Annotated in this window: 17 protein-coding genes; 12 read left to right on the plus strand and 5 right to left on the minus strand. The window is 74.5% G+C overall.

Annotation, left to right across the window (positions count from 1 at the left end):
* Positions 1-162 precede the first annotated feature (162 nt).
* Positions 163-1467 (minus strand): hemolysin family protein, encoded by a 1305-nt coding sequence (locus ATJ88_RS03560; RefSeq protein WP_098462646.1) that lies wholly within the window; start codon positions 1465-1467, stop codon positions 163-165.
* Positions 1468-1571: 104 nt separating this feature from the next.
* Here ATJ88_RS03560 and ATJ88_RS03565 point away from each other — a divergent pair, with 104 nt between their 5' ends.
* From ATJ88_RS03565 to ATJ88_RS03600, 8 genes are all read left to right on the plus strand, one after another.
* Positions 1572-2378 (plus strand): GNAT family N-acetyltransferase, encoded by an 807-nt coding sequence (locus tag ATJ88_RS03565; protein WP_098462647.1) that lies wholly within the window; start codon positions 1572-1574, stop codon positions 2376-2378.
* Between the two features lie 49 nt (positions 2379-2427).
* On the plus strand, positions 2428-3153 hold the full coding sequence (locus tag ATJ88_RS03570) for a GntR family transcriptional regulator (protein WP_098465091.1): 726 nt from the start codon (positions 2428-2430) through the stop codon (positions 3151-3153).
* Positions 3154-3371: 218 nt separating this feature from the next.
* The gene (locus ATJ88_RS03575; RefSeq protein WP_098462648.1) at positions 3372-4427 is read left to right on the plus strand and encodes a BMP family protein; all 1056 of its coding nucleotides are present in this window, start codon (positions 3372-3374) and stop codon (positions 4425-4427) included.
* A gap of 62 nt (positions 4428-4489) precedes the next feature.
* Positions 4490-6208 carry an ABC transporter ATP-binding protein gene (locus ATJ88_RS03580; protein ID WP_211287455.1) on the plus strand — a complete coding sequence of 573 codons (1719 nt, stop codon included), beginning with the start codon at positions 4490-4492 and terminating at the stop codon, positions 6206-6208.
* Positions 6205-7452, plus strand: a complete 1248-nt coding sequence (locus ATJ88_RS03585) for an ABC transporter permease (RefSeq protein ID WP_098462649.1) — start codon at positions 6205-6207, stop codon at positions 7450-7452. Before ATJ88_RS03580 ends, ATJ88_RS03585 begins: the two co-directional genes overlap by 4 nt.
* The gene (locus tag ATJ88_RS03590; RefSeq protein WP_098462650.1) at positions 7449-8375 is read left to right on the plus strand and encodes an ABC transporter permease; all 927 of its coding nucleotides are present in this window, start codon (positions 7449-7451) and stop codon (positions 8373-8375) included. The genes ATJ88_RS03585 and ATJ88_RS03590 overlap by 4 nt, the downstream gene beginning before the upstream one ends.
* Positions 8372-9439, plus strand: a complete 1068-nt coding sequence (locus ATJ88_RS03595; RefSeq protein ID WP_211287456.1) for an ornithine cyclodeaminase family protein — start codon at positions 8372-8374, stop codon at positions 9437-9439. Before ATJ88_RS03590 ends, ATJ88_RS03595 begins: the two co-directional genes overlap by 4 nt.
* A gap of 59 nt (positions 9440-9498) precedes the next feature.
* Entirely contained in the window at positions 9499-9981 is a 483-nt protein-coding gene (locus ATJ88_RS03600) for a nucleoside deaminase (RefSeq protein ID WP_211287457.1), read from the plus strand.
* A 128-nt stretch (positions 9982-10109) separates the two neighbouring features.
* On the opposite strand, the gene ATJ88_RS03605 is transcribed toward ATJ88_RS03600, so the two are convergent.
* The gene (locus ATJ88_RS03605) at positions 10110-11888 is read right to left on the minus strand and encodes an alpha/beta fold hydrolase (RefSeq protein WP_342744835.1); all 1779 of its coding nucleotides are present in this window, start codon (positions 11886-11888) and stop codon (positions 10110-10112) included.
* A gap of 91 nt (positions 11889-11979) precedes the next feature.
* On the opposite strand from ATJ88_RS03605, the gene ATJ88_RS03610 reads away from it, so the two are divergent.
* A complete protein-coding gene (locus ATJ88_RS03610; RefSeq protein ID WP_098462652.1) occupies positions 11980-12435 on the plus strand; it encodes a Fur family transcriptional regulator in 456 nt (151 codons plus the stop codon).
* 114 nt (positions 12436-12549) lie between these two features.
* Positions 12550-12918, plus strand: coding sequence for a hypothetical protein (locus ATJ88_RS03615; RefSeq protein WP_098462653.1), 369 nt, complete (start codon positions 12550-12552; stop codon positions 12916-12918).
* Between the two features lie 112 nt (positions 12919-13030).
* Here the strand turns inward: ATJ88_RS03615 and glpK are convergent, their stop codons facing one another.
* The 3 genes from glpK to ATJ88_RS03630 form a co-directional block, all read right to left on the minus strand.
* A complete protein-coding gene (gene glpK, locus ATJ88_RS03620) occupies positions 13031-14545 on the minus strand; it encodes a glycerol kinase GlpK (protein ID WP_098462654.1) in 1515 nt (504 codons plus the stop codon).
* A gap of 53 nt (positions 14546-14598) precedes the next feature.
* A complete protein-coding gene (locus ATJ88_RS03625) occupies positions 14599-15330 on the minus strand; it encodes an MIP/aquaporin family protein (RefSeq protein ID WP_098462655.1) in 732 nt (243 codons plus the stop codon).
* Between the two features lie 81 nt (positions 15331-15411).
* Positions 15412-17157 carry a glycerol-3-phosphate dehydrogenase/oxidase gene (locus tag ATJ88_RS03630; protein ID WP_098462656.1) on the minus strand — a complete coding sequence of 582 codons (1746 nt, stop codon included), beginning with the start codon at positions 17155-17157 and terminating at the stop codon, positions 15412-15414.
* Positions 17158-17265: 108 nt separating this feature from the next.
* Here ATJ88_RS03630 and ATJ88_RS03635 point away from each other — a divergent pair, with 108 nt between their 5' ends.
* Together ATJ88_RS03635 and ATJ88_RS03640 are read left to right on the plus strand one after the other, a co-directional pair.
* Entirely contained in the window at positions 17266-18219 is a 954-nt protein-coding gene (locus ATJ88_RS03635; RefSeq protein WP_098462657.1) for a sugar-binding transcriptional regulator, read from the plus strand.
* A gap of 37 nt (positions 18220-18256) precedes the next feature.
* The gene (locus tag ATJ88_RS03640; protein ID WP_098462658.1) at positions 18257-18775 is read left to right on the plus strand and encodes an amino-acid N-acetyltransferase; all 519 of its coding nucleotides are present in this window, start codon (positions 18257-18259) and stop codon (positions 18773-18775) included.
* Positions 18776-18785: the final 10 nt, after the last annotated feature.

The following is an 18785-nucleotide window of genomic DNA, read 5'->3' on the forward strand; positions in this document are numbered from 1 at the left end:
CACCCTCCGCCGACCTTCGACGCTGCGGCCCGCATCCCGCGAGTCAGCGCAGTTCCCCGCGAGTCAGCGCAGTTCCCCACGAGTCAGCGCTCGTGTCGCTGAGTCAGCGCAGGCTCTCGCGAGTCAGCGCGGGTCTCCGCCGGTCAGCGCGGCTCCGGCGGGTCAGCGGGCGTCGACGTCGGACGGCGCGTCGGCGTCCTGGACGGCGGCGTCGAGACGGACCGCGCGGATGCGCTGCTTCTCGACGTCGGTCACCGTGAGGGTGCGGTCCTCGATCTCGACGACGTCACCCACTTCGGCGAGGCGTCCCAGCTGCGCCAGCACGTAGCCCGCGACCGTCTCGTACGGGCCCTCGGGGAGCTCGACGCCCGTGGTGCGGGCGAAGTCCTCGATGGTGAGGCCGGCCTCGACCTCGCCCGTGGCCAGGGTCTCCTCGCCGGGGTCGTGCTCGTCGCGGATGTCGCCGACGAGCTCCTCCAGGAGGTCCTCCAGCGTGACGATGCCGTCGGTGCCGCCGTACTCGTCGCGCACGACCGCCATGTGCGTCTGCTCGCGCTGCATCGCGGACAGCGACGGCAGCAGCCGGTTGGTGCCCGGCAGCTCGAGCACGGGACGGGCGACGTCGCGCAGGGTGCGCTCGTCCGAGGGCGTGGCCGCCCCTCGCACGAGGTCGCGCACGTGCACGAACCCCACGACGTCGTCGAAGTCGTCGCCCATGACGGGATAGCGGGAGTACGGGCCGTCCTTCGTCCGCTCGATCGCGTCCGCGACGGTCGTGCCGGCCTCGAGGAAGACGACGTCGCCGCGGGGGCGCATCGCCTCGGCGAGGGTGCGCTCGGTGGCGAGGAACACGTCGGTGAGGATGCGGCGCTCCTCCTCGTCGAGGCCCGGGTGGGCGGAGACGAGGTCACGCAGCTCGGTCTCGGAGATCTCCTCCGAGCGGGCGTCCGGGTCGCCGCCGAGCAGTCGCACGACGGCGTCCGTCGAGCGGGACAGCAGCCAGATCACGGGCCGCATGAGCACGGAGAACCGTTCCAGCGGCGGCCCGACGACCAGCGCGAACTGGGTGGAGCGCTGCAGCGCGATGCGCTTCGGCACGAGCTCGCCCAGCACCAGGGAGGCGTACGCGATGATCAGCGTCATCGTGATGAGGGCGACGTTCGCGGCGAGCGCCGGCGCGAGTCCCGCGGACTCCAGCAGCGGGGCGACGTCGGGCGCGATCGTCGACGCACCGTACGCGGCGGAGAAGAACCCGGCGACGGTCACGCCGATCTGGACGGCGGCGAGGAACCGGTTGGGGTCCCGGGCGACCGCTGCGACGCGGCGGCCGCGCGACCCGCGCTGCTCCAGCTGGTCGATCTGGCTCTCGCGCAGCGACACCAGGGCGAACTCGGTGCCGGCGAACACACCTCCCAGCAGCACGAATCCCAGTACCAGCGCGATGTTCCACCAGGTGTCGGCGTCCACGATCTCCCTCCAGGTCCGTCCCCACCCTGGTGGCAGGGACGCGACTGTGCAACGGGAGGGTGGCGGCAAAGGTTCCGCGCCGCTCGCGTGGGACGATGCCGGACATGAGCCCTGCCTCGACGTCGGACCGTGCGGCGCTGCTCGCCGCCTACGACGACCAGCTGCGGACCGACGCCGAGACGGCGGGTGCCGGCGCGGTCGGGCGGCACGGGCCGCTGCACCTGGCGACCTTCCCGGGCGGCCACGGGCACGTCACCTACCGGGACCTGGCGGGCGTGGACGCGGCGGGCGTCCGCGAGCTCGTCGGGGCGGCGGTCGAGCACTTCCGGGGTGATCCGGCGGTGAGGGTGGTCGAGTGGAAGACGCGCGGCCACGACGTCGCGCCGGGTCTGCACGAGGCGCTGGTCGCGGGCGGGTTCGTGGCCCAGGAGCCGGAGTCGGTCATGGTCGGGGAGGCGACGGCGCTGGCCGTCGACGTCGACCTGCCGGCCGGGGTGCGCCTGCGTCGCGTGACCTCCGAGGCGGACGTGCGGGCGATGACGGCCATGGTCGACGAGGTCTTCGGCGACGACCCGGTCACGTCCGGTCACACGGAGCAGATGCTCCAGCGGCAGGAGGCGTTCCCCGGGATGGAGCTCTGGGTCGCGGAGTCGGGCGGGCAGGTCGTGAGCGCGGGGCGGCTGGAGCCGGTCGCGGGCACGGACTTCGCGGGCCTGTGGGGCGGTGCGACACGTCCGGGGTGGCGCGGGCAGGGGATCTACCGGGCGTTGACGGCGGCGCGGGCGAGGTCGGCGCTCGACCGAGGGCGGCGGTACCTGCACAGCGACTCCACGGAGCTCTCCCGTCCCATCCTGGAACGCTCCGGCCTGGTGAAGGTGTCGACGACGACGCCGTACCTGTGGACCCGCTGACGGGCGCCGTCGGGTCGGGCGGGGCAGCGATCCTTAGGATCGGGGCGTGATGACGACCCCTGCTCCCGCGGACGGCGAGCGCCGTTCGCTGCGCGAGACGGCCTACGAGACGCTGAAGGCGCGCATCATCGGCCTCGACCTGCACCCGGGGCAGCGGCTGGTCGAACGGGACATCGCCGCCGAGCTCGGGGTGTCCCGGGTGCCGTTGCGGGAGGCGCTGCACCAGCTGGAGAGCGAGGGCCTGGTGGTGCTGGTCCCGCGCCAGGGCGCCCTGGTGGCGCCGTTCACGCGGGCCGACGTCGAGCAGCTGTTCGAGGTGCGCGAGAGCGTGGAGGTGCTGGCGTTCCGGCTGGCGGCGCTCAAGCGGTCGGACGCCGATCTCGCGGCGATGGCGGACGCCGTCGACGCCGCCCGCGACGCGCTGGCGCGGCACGACGACGCCGCGACGGCCGCGGCGAACGCCGGGTTCCACGCCGCCGTGGTGCAGGCGTGCGGGAACCCGTTGCTGCGCTCCATGCTGGCGCCGCTGGACGCGCGGGTGCGCTGGCTGTTCCACCTGACCAAGCAGCGCGACACGCACGAGCAGTGCGAGGAGCACGCCGCCATGCTGGCGGCGATCCGGGAGCGGGACGCCGACGCCGTCGCGGCGCTCGCGCACCGGCACGTGACGTCCGGTCGGGAGCCGTCGCTGGCGCTCGCGGCGTCGTGGGCGTCGGCGCCCATCGACCCGGTCGAGGTGACGCGGACCCGGAACCGCCAGCGGTCGGGCGCCTGACCGGCCGGGGCTCCTGCCGGCCGACCGACCGTTGAGCCGGACCGCCGCTGCGGGGCGGCGCGCTGCGCCGGGGGAGCGTGCCGCGGCCCTCGTCGATCGACGGCCGGGCGGCCCTCGGCAGCGGTCACGCAGCATTTACGGCCGATTGACGTGATGGAAACAACGGGTCAGCAGACTCCGAGTTAGTGGTATACCGCTAACTCGACCTGGAGGACCCCATGCGCAGCACCCGTCCCGCCGCCGTCCCGTCCCGCCCCACCGCCCTGCGCCACCGTGGCCGCCGCGCCGCCGTCGGCGCCCTCCTCGCGGGCGGCCTCGTCGTCCTGACCGCCTGCAGCACGACCGCCGAGGCCGAGGACGACGCGCCCGCCGACGGCGCCGAGCCCCTGACCGTCGGGGTGTTCCTGCCCGGCTCGACCTCGGACACCGGCTTCATGGAGTCCGCCTACCTCGGGTACGAGCGGGCCGCGGAGGAGCACGGCGACGCCGTCGAGCTGTCGTTCGTCGAGGAGGTCGCCGCCGCCGACTACGAGCAGACCCTCCAGCGGTTCGCCAGCACGTCCGACCTCGTCATCTCCGTCGGCGGGCAGACCGACGCCGACCTGCGCAAGGTCGCCCCCCAGTTCCCCGACGTGAAGTTCGTCGAGATCGGCGGTCCCGCCGACGCCGAGCCGCTGGACAACCTCGCCTACTACGACCCCCAGCAGGCGGAGGCCGAGTACCTGTCGGGCGCCGTCGCGGCGCTGTCGTCCGAGTCGGGCAAGGTCGGGTTCATCGGCGGCGTGGAGCTGCCCGCCATCGTCAACGCGTCCGTCGCGTTCGCGAACGGCGCCGAGGCCGCGGTGCCGGGCACCGAGGTCGTCACCCCGCAGTACATCGGCGACTTCAACGACCCGGCGAAGGCCAAGCAGGCCGCGGCCGCGAACTACGGCGTCGGGGTCGACGTCGTCGGGCAGATCGTCAACCTGGGCAAGCAGGGCATCGAGCAGGCCGCCCAGGACGCGGGCGCGTCGATGATCGGCGGCCCCGTCCCCGGCGAGTGCCCCGCCGACGGCCCGTACGTCGGGTACGTCCGCACCGACATCGGCACCGAGGTCGAGCACGCCGTGCAGTCCGTGCTGGACGGCACGTGGGAGGCCGCGCAGGTGCCGTTCGGCCTGACGTCCGACCTCGGCGGCACGGAGTTCGTGCTCTGCACGGACGACGCCGACACGGCCGCCACGCTCGACGAGCTGACGGCCGCGCTGGCCGCCGGCGAGGTCGCCGCGTACTGACCCGCCCCGCCCGGCCCGGCCTCGTGCCGGGCCGGGCGGTCCCCGTCGAGAGGAGACCCAGGATGTCGACCACCCTCCCGCCGCTCCTGGCGGCCCGCGCCGGGCACGACGACGCCGTGGCCCGTCCGGCGCTGAGCCTGCACGGCGTGACCCGGGTGTTCGGCGCCCACACGGCCCTCGACACGGTCGACCTGGAGGTCGCCGCGGGGGAGGTGCACTGCGTGCTCGGCGAGAACGGCGCCGGGAAGTCGACGCTGTGCAACATCGTGTTCGGGTCGCTGCCCCCGACGCGAGGCGAGGTCCGGCTCGGCGGGGAACCGTACGCGCCGACGTCGCCCGCGGACGCCCTCGCCCGGGGCGTCGCGATGGTGCACCAGCACTTCTCGCTCGTGCCGACGCTCACCGTCGAGGAGAACCTGCTGCTCGGCCGGGGCGTGCGGCGGCTGCGCCCGGACCGCGCGGGCCTGGCCCGACGGCTCGCCGCCATCGAGGAGACCCTCGGCCTGCACGTCGACCCCGCCGCGACCGCCGGGTCGCTCAGCGTGGGGGCGCGCCAGCGCGTCGAGATCGTCAAGGCGCTCCTCGACCGGCCCCGGCTGCTGCTGCTCGACGAGCCGACCGGCGTCCTCGGGCCCGACGAGATCGACGGGCTGCTCGACACGTGCCGTCGCGTCGCCGCGTCCGGCACCGCCGTCGTGCTGGTGACGCACAAGCTCGCCGAGGTGATGCGCGTCGGCGACCGCGCGACCGTCCTGCGCGGCGGACGCGTCGTCGGGGGCGGTCCGCTGGCCCGCGACGGCGCCACCGGGCTCACCGCGCCCGACCTCGTGGGCCTCATGGTCGGCCGCGACTCGTCCACGCTGGACCCCGTCCTCGCGGCGAGCGTCGGCGTCCTGGACCCCCGGTCCGACGGCGCCGGCCCGGGCGGGACCGGCGGCTCGCCCGCGGCGGCCCCGCCCACCTCGACCCAGAGGGCCGGCACGTCGGCGTCCCCCGGGCCGACCGCCACCGCCGAGGACGCCACGGCCACGGCACCCGTGCTCGCCGTCCGCGGCCTGGTGGTGGTCGACGACGCCGGGGCGCGCCGCGTCGACGGTGTGGACCTGGAGGTCCGGCCCGGCGAGATCGTCGGGATCGCGGGCGTCGAGGGCAACGGGCAGAGCGAGCTCGTGGCCGCGCTGTCCGGCGCCGTCCGGCCCACGGAGGGTCGGGTGCTCCTCGCCGGCGCCGACGTCACCGCCGCGGCCCCCCGCCGTCGCACCGCGCTCGGGCTGGGGGTGGTGCCGGAGGACCGCCACCACGAGGCCGTCGTCGCCTCGCTGAGCGTCACCACCAACCTGCTGCTCGGCCGCCTGCACCGGTTCCGGCGGCTCGGCCTGCTCGACCGGCGGGCGATGCGGGACACCGCCGCCGACCTCGCCCACCGGTTCGACGTGCGCGCCGCGAGCCTCGACGCCCCGATGTCGTCGCTGTCCGGCGGCAACCAGCAGAAGGCGGTGCTCGCCCGCGAGCTCAGCCTCGACCCGCTGCGCTGCGTCGTCGCCGCCCAGCCGACGCGCGGCCTCGACCTCGGCGCCGTGGACGCCGTCGTCGGGCACCTGCGGGCCGCCGCGGACGCCGGGGTGGGGGTGCTCGTCGTGTCCAGCGAGCTGTCCGAGCTCCTCGCGCTGTGCGACCGCGTGCACGTCGCCTACCGGGGCGCCCTGAGCGACCCCGTCCCCACCGCCGACCCGGACGCGCGCGACCGCGTCGCCCACCTCATGACGGGAGCCCGCTCATGACCGTCCCCACCTCGACGGACCCGGTCGTCACCGACCCCGGCCCCTCGGACGCGGCACCGACCGCCGAGGCGCCGCCCGGCGGGACCGCCCCGGGTCCCACACCGCCCGCCGGCGCGTCCCCTCGTCCCGCCCGGACGGTCCGGGACCGGGTGCTCGACGCCCGACCCGTGCTCGTGCCGCTCGCCGCCGTCGTCGGCGCCCTGACCGTCAGCACGGCGCTCGCCGCGCTCGCCGGTGCGACACCCGTCGAGGCGGCGGTGGCGCTGGGGGAGGGCATGATCGGCACGCCGTACGCGATCGGCTCGTCCCTCAACGTGGCCGCGGTGCTGCTGCTGGTGGCCACCGGTTTCCTCGTGGCGCACCGGGCGGGCCTCGTCAACGTCGGCGGCGAGGGGCAGATCTGCGTCGGGGCGGTCGCCGCGACCGCGGTCGGCACCACGCTGCCCGAGGGCGTCCCGCCCGTCGTGGCGCTGCCGCTGCTGCTGCTCGCCGCGGCGGCCGGCGGTGCCGCGTGGGCCGCGATCGCGGCCTGGCTGGCCGTGCGCCGCGGCGTCAGCGAGGTCATCACCACCCTGCTGCTGAACTTCGTCGGCGCGGCCGTGCTCGTGCTGAGCGTCCACGAGGAGGCGCTGCTGCGCCAGCCCGTGACCAGCTCGGAGACGCTGCCGCAGTCCGCGCCGCTCGTCGAGGCCACCCACCTGCCGCTGCTCGGCCTGCCCGGCTCGCCCGCGACCGTCGCCGTCGTCCTCGCCCTCGCGGGCGCCGCCGTCGCCGCGACCGTGCTGCGTCGCACCGCCACCGGCGTGCGGCTCGCCGCCGTCGGGCGGTCCCGGGCCGCCTCCCTGCGGCTCGGCCTGCCCGTGGACCGCCTGCGGTTCTCCTCGCTCACCACCGCGGGCGCCGCCGCCGGCGTCGCCGGGGGCGTGCTCGTCGCGTCCGCGCCCCACGTGCTCGACGACGGGCTGTCCTCCGGCTACGGGTTCTCCGGCCTCGTCGTCGGGCTCCTCGCCCGCGGGTCGTTCACCGCGGCGGTCGGCATCGCGACCGTCCTCGGGTTCCTCGTCTCCGGCGGCATCAACCTCCAGCTCGCCGCGGGCGTGCCCGCCTCCATCACGCAGATCCTCGAGAGCCTCCTCATCCTCGGCGTCGCCGGCACCGCCATCTGGGCCGTGCGCCGCACGCCCCGACGACCTCGACGCGCGCACGCCCGCCGCCCCCGCACCGGAACGGAGGTCACGCGATGATCCCCACACTCACCGACCTGCTCGTCGCCAGCATCGCCCTCGCGATCCCCGTGCTCGTCGCCGCCAGCGGCGAGCTCGTGGGGGAGCGCGCCGGCGTCCTCACCATGAGCGTCGAGGGCATGATGCTCACCGGCGCGTTCGCCGCCGTCGTCGGCGCCACCGCCAGCGGCTCCGCGCTCACCGGCGTCGCGTGCGGGGCCCTCGCCGGGATCGCCGTGGGCGCGCTCCAGGCCGCCCTGTCCGTCTGGCTGCGCGCCGACCAGATCGTCACCGGGCTCGCCGTCAACGCGCTCGCGCTCGCCGGGACCACGTTCGGCGCCCGCCTCGTGCTGGAGCGGGGCACCCCCGTGCCCGGGTTCTCCCGCGTCGAGGTCCCGTTCCTCGCGGAGATCCCCGTCCTCGGCCCCGCGCTGTTCCGCCAGACCGGCCTCGGGTACGCGCTCATCGCCGTCGTCGTCGTGCTCGCCGCCCTCACGACCCGCCGCACCGGCTGGGGCCTGGCCCTCGACGCCGTCGGGGAGGACGCCGCCAGCGCCGACCGGTCCGGCATCCCCGTGCTGCGCGTCCGGTCCGCCGCCGTGCTCGTCGTCGGGCTGCTCGCCGGGCTCGCCGGCACCCAGCTCGCCCTGTCCGAGGTGCACACCTTCACCGACAACATGACCGCCGGCACCGGCTACCTCGCCGTCGTCGCCGTCATCGCCGGCAGCTGGCGGCCCGTCGGCGTCGCCGTCGCCGCCCTCGTGTTCGGCGTCGCGCAGGCCCTCCAGTTCACGCTCCCCGCCCTCGGGCTCGACGTGCCCTTCGCCCTGCTCGTCATGCTGCCGTACGTCCTCGCGCTGCTCGCCGTCGCGGGCCTCGTCACCCACAGCCGCCCGCCCGCCGGGCTCACCACCTCGTTCGTCCGCCAGGGGCGGCTCGCATGACCCCGACCCCGACCCGCCCCTCGTCCGGCCCCGCGCCGGCCACCCTCGCGACCCGCCCGACCGCTGGAGGCCCCGTGCCGCTCGTCCTCACCCGCACCGACCTCACCGGGCTCGTCACGCCCGCCGACGTCGTCGCCGTCGTCGAGCAGGCGTTCGCCGACCTCGCGGACGGCACCGCCGCGCAGGCCCCGCTGAGCGTCGCCGCGCTCGACGACGCCGCGCACTTCCTGCCCATGACGGCCGTGTCGGGCCGCGCCGGGCTCGCCGGGTCCAAGCTGCTCGCCGACGTCCCGGGCAACCGGCAGCGAGGGCTCCCCGCCCAGCGGTCCGTGCTCGTCCTCGCCGACGCCCACGACGGCGCCCCCGTCGCGATCCTCGACGGCGGCCTGCCCACCCGGCTGCGCACCGCCGCCGCCAGCGCCGTCGCCACCCGCTGGCTCGCCCCCGACGACGCCCGCGTCGTCGGGCTCGTCGGCGCCGGCGGGCTCGCGCTGGAGCACGTCAGCGCGCTCGCCGCGGTGCGGCCCGTCGAGCACGTCGTGTTCTGGACCCGGTCGGACGCGACCGCCGCCACGCTCGCCGCGCAGGTCGGCGCCCGCCACCCCGACCTCAAGGTGACCCGCGTCGACACCCCGGCCGCCGCCGTCGGGTCCGCCGACGTCCTGTGCACCCTCACGCCGTCGCGCGAGCCCGTCGTGCGCGGCGAGTGGTTCCACCCCGGGCTGCACGTCAACGTCGTCGGCGCCCCGCCCCGCCCCGACCACCGGGAGGTCGACGGGGAGGCCATGCGCCGCTCCCGGATCGTCGTCGACTCCGTGTCCACGGCCCTGCACGAGTCCGGGGACGCGCTGCTCGCCGTCGCCGAGGGCGCCATCGACGCCGACGCCTGCCGCACGGAACTCGGGGACGTCGTCACCGGGCGGGCCGCGGGGCGCAGGTCCGCCGACGAGGTCACCCTGTTCGACTCCGTCGGGCTCGGGCTGCTCGACGTCGCGATCGGACGCCTGCTCGTCGACGCCGCCCGAGCCGCCGGCCGCGGCCTGCCCGTGGACCTGTCCGCGTGAGCGCGCCCCACGGCGGCGCCGGTGGCGGGCGACCCGGCCCCGGAGGCACGATGACGAGCGTGACCACCGACCCGACCGACCTCGACCGGACCCGTCTCGACGCCGCGCTGCGGCTCGCGCACGACACCCTCGCGGCCGGGAACAAGCCGTTCGGCGCCGTGCTCGTCGCCGCCGACGGACGCGTCCTCGCCACCGGCCGCAACACCGTCGCGCAGACCGGCGACCCGACGTCCCACGCCGAGCTCGAGGCCGTCCGCGCCGTCACCACCGCCGACCGCCCCGACGTCGTCGGCGCCACCATGTACGCGTCCGGCGAGCCCTGCCCCATGTGCGCCGCCGCCCTCGTCTGGTCCGGCGTCGCCCGCATCGTCTTCGGCACCGCCGCCGCCGACATCCGCGCCGTCGCCCCCGGCCCGCCCGGCTTCACGCTGCGCTGCGCCGACGTCGCCGCCGCCGCCGCGGAGGCGACGGTCGACGTCGTCGGCCCGCTGCTCGGCGACGAGGGCCTGGAGCCGTTCCGTCGCCACCGCGCCGAGCACTGACGGACGCGACCCCGCGCTGACTCGCCGAAACCAGCGCTGACTCGCGCAGAACTGCGCTGACTCGCGGGATCCTGCGCTGACTCGCGAGTCAGCGCAGGATCCCGCGAGTCAGCGCGGTCGCCGCCGAGTCAGCGCTTGCCGTGCTCCCACGCGTCGAGGCGGACGGTCCACGGGGTCGGGAAGACCGCGCGGAGGTCGTCGGCGAGGCGTTCGCCGTCGGCCAGGTGGGCCGACGCGACGTCGGGGGAGTCCCAGCCGACCTCGTGGTCGAAGTGGTCCTGGAAGGTGGCCGCCCAGGTTCGCAGGCGTTCGCGCAGGTCGTCGTCGATGCGACGCTCGACGTGGGTGGGGAGCTTGCCCCACAGGGGCCATCCGGCACCGTAGTCGTTCATGAGGCGCACCGAGTACCGGGCCCACGGGGAGGCGGGCTCATCGCGCCCTTCGTCCGCGTCCGCGTCGCTCCCGCCCGTCCGGACCCGGGGAGTGTGCTGCTCAGGTCCGGACTCGTCGGAGTCCTGGTCGGCGCCCGGGACGAACACCTGCCCTGAAAGCGGGGCGTACGCGAACCAGCCGTGGGACGAACGCGGGCGGTCCCGGTCGGGGAGGGCGCCGCCGCGGGCGTCCATGCGGTCGAGGAGGCGGTCGAGGACGTCTCCGGCGCGCAGGCCGTCGTGCTCGAACTCGTTGGTGACCCAGGTGCGGGCGCCGGGGACCCGCGCGGCGGTGTCGAGGGAGAGGTCGGCGTCGACGAACATGTCGTCGAAGTAGACGGCGGCCTCCAGCGGGACCTCGTTGGCGGCGAGGACGTCGAGGTCGTAGAGGGCGCCCCAGTCGTCGCGGGCGGCGAGCGCGTGCGCGGCGTCGCGGAAGGGGCGCAGCGCGGCGACCTGGTCGAACATCCAGGGGTAGATCATCTCGCCGGTGAACAGCAGAGGGCGGGCTCCGGGCGCGAACGCGGGGTCGGTGTCGCGCACCTGCTGCGCGGCCCAGGCCGTCGGGGCGCCGCCGTGGGCGTAGATGGACTCGTGCAGGACGGCGTACATCGGGTTGGTGGCGAACGACGTGGCGGCCTCGACCTCGGCGAGGAACGTGTCGGTGAGGTCGTCGGTGGGGTCGCCGGCGGCGTCGAGGTCGAACGCCTCGTCGACGATCCAGTGGACCTTCTCGAAGCCGGGTCCCATGCCGAACGCCATGCCGAGCGACTGGAAGCGTTCGACGCTCAGCAGGTCGCCGCCGGGGAGGCGGACGTCGCCGACGGCGATGCGGTCGGCGATGCGCGCGATCGTCGCGACGTCGTCGGGGTACCGCTCGCGGTAGCGGGCGTTCTTCGCGACGACGCGCGCCTGGGTGCGTCGGTACACCTCGCTCGCGTCGGCGGTGAGGCCGGCGAGCCCGCCGGTGACGTAGCACGCGGCGAGGCCCTCGGGGGCGATCGACAGGTAGGTGAGGGTGATGAACCCGCCGTAGGACTGGCCCAGCGACGACCAGCGGCGTCCGCCGTACACGGTGGTGCGGACGTGCTCGGCGTCGCGCACGATGGAGTCGGCGCGGAAGCGCGCGAGGTGGGCGGCCTGCGTGTCGCCGTCGCCGAGCGCGGCGAGGGCGGCGGCCCGCACGGCGGACGAGCGACCGGTGCCGCGCTGGTCGAGCAGGACGACGCGGAACCGCTGGAGCGCGGTGCCGAGCCAGCCGTCGGGGCCCGTGGGGCGGGGTCCCTTGCCGCCGGGGCCGCCCTGGAGGAACACGAGCAGGGGGAGGTCGTCGTCGCGGCGGGCCGGGTCGACGAGCTCGCGGACGAACAGGGTGAGGGTGCGAGGGTCGTCGGGGTTCGACCAGTCGAGCGGGACCGGGAGGGTGCGGTCGGTGACGTGGACGCCGGGGAGGGTGTACGAGGCGGGGCTGCTCACCGGTCCAGCGTACGAGGGGTCCCGCCGCAGATCGCAGCGGTAAGCAATCAAAGTTTTGACTGGATCAAAAAAGGAGCCTAGGGTGGTACCCATGAACGACACCTCGCACGCAGCCTCCGACCGGGCGGACGTCCTCCGGGAGCACGGGCTGCGCGCGACCGCCGGACGGGTCGCGGCCCTCGCGTACATCGACCGGCACCCGCACGTCACCGCGTCCGACGTCTACCAGGGGCTCCGCCAGGAGCTCCCCTCGACGTCGCCCCAGGCGGTCCACAACATCGTCCAGGACCTGCACACCCGCGGCCTGCTGCGACGGACCGACCTGCCGGACTCCAGCGGTGCCCAGTACGAGACCCGGACCGGCGACAACCACCACCACGTGCAGTGCGTGGTGTGCGGCCGTGTCGAGGACGTCGATTGCGTGGTCGGGCACTCCCCGTGCCTGACACCGTCCGACGACCACGGCATGCGCGTGTTCGCCGCCGACGTCACGTTCCGCGGGATCTGCCGCACCTGCGAGCAGGACCGCGCCGACCAGCCGGTCTGAGCGAGAAGGCTCCGACCCCCGCCCCACCCTGCCCGACCGCCCGTCCTCGCGACGCGGCGGCCCCGGACGACCCCTGACGCCCCGGCCTCCCCGGCCCCACGAGAGGACACCCCTGTGCCCACGCCGACCGCCACCCGCCCCCGCACCGCCACCGCCGAGCACGCCTACCCGGACGTCACCCGCGAGCAGCTCGTCGTGGGTGCCACGACGACGGCGCAGGTCCGCGCCCTGCACGAGCTCCCCGCGCTCGGCACGGCCGAGTTCGCCGCGATCCTGGGCACGTCCTGCCCGGGCGCCCCGCTGGCCGTCGTGGGCCGCCGCACCGACGGCCGCGCCTACGACCACCTGACGATCGACTACCGCGCCGACGGCGCCGTCGAGCGCCAGACCTGGACCCTGGCCGCGGACCGCGGCGCGGAGGTCACGTACCGCCTCGCGCAGGACACGGGCGCCCGCGGCGGCTTCGCCCCGCTCCCGCGCTGACCCGCCCGCCCCACCTCCGGCACGACGAGGGGGCCGCCCACCATGTGGGCGGCCCCCTCGTCGTTCGTGTCTCCCGCGCTCCGCCAGGAGGAACCGGAGGACGGCGGCGGGACTACTGCACGTCCTCGTCCACCCAGTCGAAGGTCTTCGTCACGGCCTTCTTCCAGAGGCGGTACTGGCGCTCGCGCTCGTCCTCCGCCATGGACGGGGACCAGCGCTTGCCCTCGACCCAGTTGTCGACGACGTCCTGGGTGCCGGACCAGAAGCCGACGGCGATGCCGGCGGCGTAGGCGGCGCCGAGGGCGGTGGTCTCGGCGACCTTGGGGCGGACGACGTCGACGCCGAGCTGGTCGGCCTGGAACTGCATGAGCAGCTCGTTGGCGACCATGCCGCCGTCGACCTTGAGCTCGGTGAGGTCGACGCCGGAGTCGAGCTTCATGGCGTCGACGACCTCGCGGGTCTGGAAGGCGACGGCCTCCAGGGCGGCGCGGGCGATGTGGTTGCGGTTGACGTACCGGGTGAGGCCGACGAGCGCGCCGCGGGCGTCGGGCCGCCAGTAGGGGGCGAACAGCCCGGAGAAGGCGGGGACGAAGTAGGCGCCGCCGTTGTCGTCGACCTTGCCGGCGAGCCATTCGACGTCGGGGGCGTCCTCGAACATGCCGAGGTTGTCGCGGAGCCACTGGACGAGGGACCCGGTGACGGCGATGGAGCCCTCGAGGGCGTACACGGCGTCGGCGTCGCCGATCTTGTAGCAGACGGTGGTGAGGAGGCCGTTCTTGGAGGGGACCTTCTCGGTGCCGGTGTTGAGCAGCATGAAGTTGCCGGTGCCGTAGGTGTTCTTCGCGGTGCCGACCTCGAAGCACGCCTGGCCGAACGTGGCGGCCTGCTGGTCGCCGAGGATGCCGGCGATGGGGACGCCGGGCACCATGCCGCGCTGGCGGCCCTCGCCGTACACCTCGGACGACGACCGGATCTGCGGGAGCATGGACAGCGGGATGGTCATGTCGGCGGCGATGGACTCGTCCCAGTCGAGGGTGTCGAGGTCCATGAGCATGGTGCGCGACGCGTTGGTGACGTCGGTGACGTGGACGCCGCCCTCGGGCCCGCCGGTCATGTTCCACAGGACCCACGTGTCGGTGTTGCCGAACAGGAGGTCGCCGCGTTCGGCGGCCTCGCGGGCGCCGTCGACGTTGTCGAGGATCCACTTGACCTTGGGGCCGGAGAAGTAGGTGGCGAGCGGCAGGCCGACGGTCGCCTTGTACTTGTCGGGTCCGGTGTCGCCGCCGAGCTGGTCGACGATCGCCTGGGTGCGGGTGTCCTGCCACACGATGGCGTTGTAGACGGGCTTGCCGGTGTTCTTGTCCCACACGACGGCGGTCTCGCGCTGGTTGGTGATGCCGATGGCGGCGAGGTCGCTGTGGGTGATGTTGGCGCGGGTCAGGGCGAGGCCGACGACCTCGCGGACGTTGTTCCAGATCTGCTCGGCGTTGTGCTCGACCCAGCCGGCCCGGGGGAAGATCTGGTCGTGCTCGAGCTGTCCGGTGGCGACGATGCGGCCGGAGTGGTCGAACACGATGGCACGCGAGCTGGTCGTGCCCTGGTCGATGGCGAGGACGTAGTCAGCCATGGTGAGTCTGTTCCTTCACGGCAGTGTGCGGATGGTGGTCGGGTGGGTTCGGGTCAGAAGGCGACGGCGGGGGCGAGGAGCCCGGCGAGGACGCCGCCGACGATGGGGCCGAGGACGGGGACCCAGGAGTAGGCCCAGTCGCTGGAGCCCTTGCCCTTGATGGGCAGCAGGGCGTGCGCGATGCGCGGCCCGAGGTCACGGGCGGGGTTGATGGCGTACCCGGTGGGTCCACCGAGGCTGGCGCCGATGCCGACCACGAGGAGCGCGACGGCGAGCGGGCCCATGTCGCCGGGCCAGTTGCCGAACGACAGGACGACGAACACGAGGACGAACGTGCCGACGACCTCGGTGAAGAAGTTCCAGCCGTAGGAGCGGATCTCGGGGCCGGTGGAGAACACGGCGAGCTTGGTGGCGGCCGGTGCCTCGAGGTCGAAGTGCTTCTTGTAGGTGAGGAACGCCAGGGTGGCGCCGACGGCGGCGCCGACGATCTGGGCGGAGATGTAGATGGCGCCGTTGGCGAAGGTGACCGGGATGCCCGGCCCGAACTCCGAGGCGCCGCTGGCCCAGATGCCGAAGGTCACGGCGGGGTTGATGTGCGCGCCGGTCTTGAAGGCCACGAACACGCCGGCGAAGACCGCGAGGCCCCATCCGAAGTTGATGAGCAGCCAGCCTCCGTCGAACCCCTTGCTGCGCGGCAGGATGACGTTCGCCACCACGCCGGCACCTCCGAGGAGCAGGATCATCGTCCCGAGGAACTCGGTGATGAAGATTTCTGATCCGGACATCGTCGTTCTCGCCTTCTCTGGGACTTCGTTGTCGGACCCGGCGGACCGGGGTGGTGCGTCTCGTACCGCGGCGCTCCGCGGTCAGGTGGTGCGCAGCGGCTGCATGGGAGCGACGTCGGGTGCCTGGGCGCGGGCCTGTCCGGCGGAGTCGTCGTCGGGCTGCTGCGCGGCGGCGTCCTCGGCGTCGGCGCGCGCGAGGTACGCGTCGATCTCGTCCTGCTTGGCGGCGTCGTCCCAGCCGAGGACGCCGGCGGCGACGTCGGCGATCTCGGGGACGGCGGCGCGGCCCTTGTCGGGGACCTCGTAGACGAGGCGGGTGCGTCGCATCATGAGGTCCTCGAGGTGCAGGGCGCCCTCGTGGCTGACACCGTAGTGGATCTCGGCGCGCAGGTAGGCGGGGGCGTGCTCGAGGGGGCGGGCGAGCGTCGGGTCCTCCTCGCAGAGGGTGACGAGCTCGCGCAGCATGGAGCCGTACCGGTGCAGCAGGTGGTCGACCATGGCGGGGCTCCACCCGTACCGCTGCGCCCACGTGCGGGCCTGACGGCGGACGGCGGCGAGGCCGACGGCGCCGATGAGGGGGATCTGGTGGGTGACGGACGCCAGGGCGGCGGCGCGCTGCCCTATGGCGAAGTCGACGGCGTCCTTGGCCATGACCCGGTAGGTGGTGAGCTTGCCGCCGGCGATGACGGTGAGCCCGGGGGCGGGGGAGGCGACGGTGTGCTCGCGCGACACCTTGGCGGAGCTGGTGCCCTCCTTGGTGCCGGGCTGCAGCAGGGGCCGCAGGCCCGCGTAGGTGCCGATGACGTCGTCGCGGGACAGCGGGTGGGCGAGCACGGCGTTGGCGTGCTCGAGCACGTAGTCGATGTCCGCGGCGGTGGCCACGGGGTGCACGGGGTCGAGCTCCCACGGGGTGTCGGTGGTGCCGATGATCCAGTAGCGCGACCACGGGATGATGAACAGCACGGACTTCTCGGTCTGCAGGATGAGGCCGACCTTGCCCTTGATGCGTTCGCGCGGCACGACGATGTGGATGCCCTTGGACGCGAGGACGCGCAGGCCGCCCTCGTCGCCGGCGAGCGCCTCGGTGTCCTCCGTCCACACGCCGGTGGCGTTGATGACGTGGCGGGCGCGCACGGTGATCTCGCGGCCGGTCTCGAGGTCGACGACGACGGCGCCGTTGACGGCCCCGGTGGCGCTCTTGGTGAGCGCGACGACCTGGGTGCGGGCGGCGGCGTGCGCGCCGTAGTCCACCGCGGTGCGCACGATGGTGGACACGAGGCGGGAGTCGTCGACGGACGCGTCCCAGTACTGGACGGCGCCGATGGCGGCCTCGTGCGCGAGGTCGGGGAACTTGCGGGCGATCTGCCGGCGGGTGAGGTGCCGGTGGATCGGCATGGCGCGGCGCCCGGGGGCGACGGCTGCGAGCGTGTCGTAGAGCGCGATGCCGGCGCCGACGTAGGCCCGCTCCCAGACGCGGTGCTCCAGCGGGTAGAGGAACGGGACGGGCTTGACCAGGTGGGGCGCGATCTCCTTGAGCAGGAGGTCTCGTTCGGTGAGGGCCTCGTGCACCAGGGAGAAGTCGAGCATCTGGAGGTAGCGCAGGCCGCCGTGGACGAGCTTGCTCGACCAGCTGGACGTGCCGGCCGACCAGTCCTGGGCCTCGACGATCGCCGTCGACAGGCCGCGGGTGACGGCGTCGAGCGCGATGCCGGCGCCGGTGACGCCACCTCCGATGACCAGGACGTCGAGCTCGCTGGCCGAGTCCTGTGAGCTTTCGAGCGCGGCGAGCGCGCGGGTACGTGATTCTGCGGTGATCCGGGACGCCATCGGCGGTCTCCTCTCGCGGTTCGTCCCCTAGCGGACCACCGCCCGAACGTTCTCGCAACGCAACTGCACGAACGTGCACGGGCGCTCGGGGCGGTGCATCGTGGGGGCATGACGATCTCCCGCGAACGCGACGTCGTGATGGCCGCGACCATGTACTACCTGCAGGACATGACGATGGAGGCCATCGCCCGGCACCTGCGCACCTCCCGCTCGACCGTGTCCCGCATGCTGCGACGCGCCCGCGACACCGGGATCGTGGAGATCACCCTGCGGCCGGCGCACTCCCAGGCGCCGGGCCTCGGCCGCGAGCTCGCCACCCGGTACGGCATCGAGGCGTACGTCGTCCCGGTGCCCGACGACGCCGACCCGGCGGACCGGCTCACCCAGGTGGCCCTGACGTCCGCCCGGCTCGTCTCCCGCATGGTCGACTCCGACATGGTGCTCGGCATCGCGTGGGGCACCACCGTGGGCGCCGTCGCCGAGCACCTCACCGCCAAGCCCACCCGCGGCGCCCACGTCGTCCAGCTCAACGGCGCCGCCAACACCCGTACCTCCGGCTTCGGGTACGTCGGCGCGCTGCTCGACCGGTTCGCCGCCGCGTTCGAGGCGCAACCCCACTACTTCCCCGTGCCCGCGTTCTTCGACTACGCCGAGACGCGGGCCGCGATGTGGCGCGAACGATCCGTGCGCCGCGTGCTCGACGTCCAGGCACGCACCGACGTCGCGCTGTTCTCCGTCGGCGCCCTGGAGTCCGTCGTGCCGTCCCACGTGTACGCCGCCGGGTACCTCGACCCCGAGGACCGGGCCGCGCTGCGGGACGCCGGGGCCGTGGGCGACGTCTGCACCGTGTTCCTCCGGCCCGACGGCACCTTCCGCGACCTCGCCATCAACGCCCGCGCCACCGGCCCCACCCCGGACCAGCTCGCCCGCTACCCGCGACGGCTCTGCGTCGCCGCGGGGGACGGCAAGGTCGCGCCCCTGCGCGCGGCGCTCGCGGCCGGCGCGGTCACGGACCTCGTGGTGGACGAGATCACCGCGACCCTGCTCGTCGAGCATCCCTGACGGGCCCGCGCCCCGCGCGCGCACGTAGGGTGAGGCCGTGCCCGACCTCACCACGGCCCCGTTCGACGTCCGTCCCGCGCTGCCCGCGGACGTCCGCGCCGTGCACGACCTGGTGGAGCCGTACGCGGCGGACCGCATCCTGCTCGCCAAGGAGTGGGTGGCCTACTACGAGGCCGTGCAGGAGTTCGTCGTCGCGGACGCCGGGGAGCTGGGCGTGGTGGGCTGCGGCGCCCTGCACGTCATGTGGAGCGACCTGGCGGAGATCCGCACCCTCGCCGTCGACCAGGCCTGGACGGGCCGCGGCGTCGGGCACGCCCTCGTCGACGAGCTGGTGCGCCGGGCGCGCGCCCTGGGGCTGCGCCGCATCTTCTGCCTGACGTTCGAGGTCGAGTTCTTCACGCGGCACGGGTTCCGCGAGATCGACGGCACCCCGGTGACCACGGAGGTGTACGCGGAGCTGCTGCGCTCGCACGACGACGGCGTCGCGGAGTTCCTCGACCTCGCGCGCGTGAAGCCCAACACCCTGGGCAACACGCGGATGCTGCTGGAGCTCTGAGGGCTCCCGC

The organism is Isoptericola jiangsuensis (assembly GCF_002563715.1).
In the GTDB taxonomy this organism is placed as follows: Bacteria; Actinomycetota; Actinomycetes; order Actinomycetales; family Cellulomonadaceae; genus Isoptericola; species Isoptericola jiangsuensis.